The 3576-nt window shown below is 72.2% G+C and carries 1 protein-coding gene; it reads right to left on the minus strand.

The genetic code is table 11. The features are described 5' to 3' along the window. Positions 1-3525: SDR family NAD(P)-dependent oxidoreductase (locus ASC56_RS40425; RefSeq protein WP_234377265.1), on the minus strand; the 3525-nt coding region annotated here is incomplete at its 3' end. Positions 3526-3576: the final 51 nt, after the last annotated feature.

A 3576-nucleotide genomic window follows, 5' to 3' on the forward strand; every position in this document is an offset into this window, starting at 1 on the left:
CACCGCAGACACAGGGGAGTTGGCGGACACGGATCCCGTTGCCACGGTGTCCGTACCGATCACCAGCGCCCGGTGCTCGAACACGGAGCGGCTGTCGAGGAGGGACCAGCCCACGTCCGCGGGTCGGTCGTGGCTCTCGCGGAGGTGGGAGAGCAGACGGTCCACCTGGTCCTTGAGCGCCGCGTCCGACCGGGCCGACACCGTCAGCGGCACGACCGTGTGATGCGCGCCCGATCGCTCCGTCCCCTCGGTCGGCGGCACGGTGTCGTCCTGGAAGTCTTCGAGGATGACGTGGGCGTTGGTGCCGCTGATACCGAAGGACGACACACCCGCCCGGCGCGGGCCGGCGTACTCCTCCCAGGGCCGTGCCTCGGCGAGCAGTTCCACCGACCCCGTCGACCAGTCCACGATCGGCGAGGGGTCCTCCGCGCAGAGGGACTTGGGGAGTGTGCCGTGCCGCATGGCCTGCACCATCTTGATGACACCGGCCATGCCCGAAGCGGCCTGGGTGTGGCCGATGTTGGACTTCACCGACCCCAGCCACAACGGCCGGTCCACCGGACGACCTTGACCGTACGTCGCCAACAACGCCTGCGCCTCGATCGGATCACCCAGCTTCGTCCCCGTACCGTGCGCCTCCACCACGTCCACATCCGCCGCCGACAGACCCGCATCCGCCAACGCCGCCCGGATCACCCGCTGCTGCGAGGGACCGTTCGGCGCCGTCAGACCATTCGACGCACCGTCCTGATTGATCGCCGAACCACGGATCACGGCGAGAACCCGATGGCCGTTTCGGCGCGCGTCCGAGAGCCGTTCGAGGACGACGACGCCCACACCTTCCGAGAGGGCGAAGCCGTCGGCACGGCCGGAGAAGGGCTTGCACCGGCCGTCGAAGGCCAGGGCCCGCTGCCTGCTGAACGCGATGAAGGGGCCCGGCCCGGACATCACCGTCGCGGCGGCGGCGAGGGCCATGTCGCACTCGCCGGAGCGCAGGGCCCGTACGGCCATGTGGAGGGCGACGAGCGACGACGAGCAGGCCGTGTCCACGGTCACCGCCGGCCCCTCCAGACCAAGGGTGTACGCGATGCGGCCGGAGGCGACGCTCGCCGCGGCACCGGTGGCGAGGTAGCCCTCGGTCTGTCCGGCGGCGGCGCGGAGTTGGGTGGCGTACTCCTGGTCGGTGAGACCCACGTACACGCCGGTCGCGCTGCCGCGCAGGGTCTTCGGGTCGAGTCCGGCGCGCTCCAGTGCTTCCCAGCTCGTTTCCAGCAGCAGGCGCTGTTGCGGGTCCATCGCGATCGCCTCTCGCGGCGATATCCCGAAGAAGCCCGCGTCGAACTCACCAGCGGCGTCGAGGAATCCGCTCTCGCGCACGTAGCTGGTCCCGGTGCGGTCGGGGTCCGGGTCGTACAGGTCCGCGAGGTCCCAGCCGCGGTCGGTCGGGAAGGGCGAGATGGCGTCGATCTCGTCCTGGACAAGACGCCACAGGTCCTCCGGCGAGCGCACACCGCCGGGGTAGCGGCAGCCCATCGACACGATCGCGATCGGTTCGTCCGCACCGCCCGGGCCGGGGAGGACGGGCGCCCGCTCCGGGGCGGGCAGGTCGGCGTCGCCGCCGAACGCCTGCTCGCCGACGAACGCGGCGAGGGCGACGACGCTGGGGTGGTCGAAGACCACCGTGGTCGGCAACCGCAGGCCGGTGGCCCGGTTGAGCCGGTTGCGCAGCTCGACGGCGGTGAGGGAATCGAAGCCGAGTTCCTTGAAGGCCAGTTCGGTGTCGACGGAGTCGGCTCCGGCATGGCCGAGAACCGCGGCGACGTGTTCGCCAACCAGGTGTTGGAGGGCGGTACGGCGTCGAGCGGGCTCAAGGCCGGCGAGTTCGCGCACCACCGCGGGCACCTGGTCGCCTTCCTCTGTGGTCCCGCGCGCCACGGCACCGCCTGGCTGGGTCTCCGGTAGTTCGGCGAGCAGCGGGCTGTGGCGCACCGAGGTGAACACCCCGGCGAATCGGGGCCAGTCGACGTCGGCTATCGCGACGAACGTGTCGTCGTGGTCAAGCGCCTGCTGAAGACCGGCGATCGCGGTGTCGGGGTCGATCACCGGAACGCCCCGGCGCCGCAGGTCGTCCTGCACCGACTCGGCGATCATCCCCCCGCCGGCCCAGGGTCCCCAGGCGACCGACAGCACCGGCGTGCCATCGGCCCGGCGCTGCTCGGCGCGTGCGTCGAGGATCGCGTTGGCGGCGGCGTAGGCACCGTGGTCGGCCACGCCCCACGTTCCGGAGATGGACGAGAAGTAGACGACCGCGTCGAGTTGACCGGGGTCCAGTTGCGCGTCGAGGTGGTCCGCTCCGAGCACCTTGCCCGAGAGCGTGGAGACGAGGTCGTCGACACCGGTGTCGGCCAGGGCCCCGAGGGCACTGACGCCGGCGGCGTGCAGCACGGTGCGGACCGGCGGCGCGCCGTCCTCCACCAGGGTCCGCAGCAGGGCGGCGACGTCGTCGGGGTCCGCCATGTCGCGGGCGGCAACGGTGATCCGGGTGCCGTACGGCTGCAGTTCGCGGCGGAGTTCGGCCATGCCGGGCGCGTCCTCGCCACGCCGTCCGGTGAGGACGAGGTGTTCCGCCCCGTTACGGGAGAGCCAGCGTGCCATCCGCGCGCCGAGGGCGCCCGTGCCTCCGGTGACCAGCACCGTGCCGCGCGGCTTCCAGGCGCGCCGACCACGAGCGTTGCCCAGGGGAGCACGGACGAGCCTCCTGCCGAACACCACACCGTCGCGCAGGGCGAGCTGGTCCTCCGTCCCGTCTCCGGCCAGTACCCCCATCAGCAGGCGCACCGCGTCCGCGCCCGCGTCCAGGGGCAGGTCGACGAGGCCGCCCCAGCGCTTGGGGTGTTCCAGAGCGACGACCCTGCCGAGTCCCCATACTCCCGCCTGGACGGGCGCGGCGGGGGGCTGCTGGTCGCCGGTACCGACCGCCCCGCGGGTGGCGCACCACAGCGGTCCTTCGATCTCCGCGTCGCCCAGCGCTTGCACCAGGCTGAGGGTGGCGGCCAGTCCGGAGGGGACCGAAGGATGTTCCGGGTGGGGGTGTTCGTCGAGGCCGAGAAGGGACAGCACACCGGTGACCGGCTCGCCCCCGGCCTCCGCCCCGAGCAGCGCGGCCAGTTGGTCGCGCGGGGCCCCGTCCGCGTCGACCCACAGGACCCTGACGCGTTCCGCTCGCTCCGTCAACGCTGCGACGGTCTCGCGTACGAGTGCCTCACCGTCGAGTCGCTCGGGTGCGACGAGCAGCCAGGTGCCGTCAAGAGCGCCGGAGGACGGGGGAGCACTCACCGGCCGCCAGGTGATCCGGTAACGCCAACTGTCCAGCGTGGAGCGCTCCTGACGGGAGCGCCGCCATGTCGACAGGGCGGGTACCACCTCCGCCAGCCCGGAGGGATCCCCCACACCCAGCGTCCGCGCCAGCCCCTCCAGATCCTCCGCCTCAACCGTCCGCCAGAACTCCGCCTCCACCCCATCCACCGACCCGGACACCGCCCTGACCGGCTCCAGCCAATACCGCTGCCGCTGGAA

This window comes from Streptomyces sp. TP-A0356 (assembly GCF_001417775.1).
Classification (GTDB): domain Bacteria; phylum Actinomycetota; class Actinomycetes; order Streptomycetales; family Streptomycetaceae; genus Streptomyces.